The following is a 550-nucleotide window of genomic DNA, read 5'->3' on the forward strand; positions in this document are numbered from 1 at the left end:
GCAAGGAGATATATTGCCAGACCGGAGGGGCGCCGTGGGCGGGAATCCCGTACTCCATATTTTGTTCACAAATGAATTAGCTGGCTCCGAGTTGCTCAGAGTCACACATTTGGTCATAAACCATGGACAGACCGTATGACCTCGGGAATCTTGCTGTCCACTGTAGACATAGCATCTTTATACCCTCGTCGGTCTCTGCTAGTTAGCTCGTCATAAATAGAAGGACAACGTTAACAAACCTATAAAACGCCAGCGGGGGCTCTATCACTAATTAGATAGAGCCCCCGCTGGCGGAGTGTATTTGATTGAAACAATACCCCTTAACTGATTTACTGGAAATAAGGAGCAAAAGAACCGTCCGGATATACGTGGCGACAGAACCCTAGAGTCGACTGAGCGCCAACAGAAAGCGACATAAACAAAAAGATCGGCTCTACCCCAACGCAGATGACAACGATGACCTCGACTAACGTCAATCCGAGCACTCCTAAAACGGATAGGGCAAATATCGCATATAACGCAAAAAAGGGGGAGGCCGCGAGGCCTCCCC

The 550-nt window shown here is 48.9% G+C and carries 1 protein-coding gene; it reads right to left on the minus strand.

The window, feature by feature from the left end; translation table 11 throughout:
• Nucleotides 1–329: 329 nt before the first annotated feature.
• Nucleotides 330–550, minus strand: a 221-nt coding sequence (locus tag DW913_RS10205; protein WP_233542056.1) for a hypothetical protein, incomplete at its 5' end; no start/stop codon positions are given.

The sequence above is a fragment of the Collinsella sp. AM42-18AC genome (genome assembly GCF_003467965.1).
Taxonomy (GTDB): Bacteria; Actinomycetota; Coriobacteriia; order Coriobacteriales; family Coriobacteriaceae; genus Collinsella.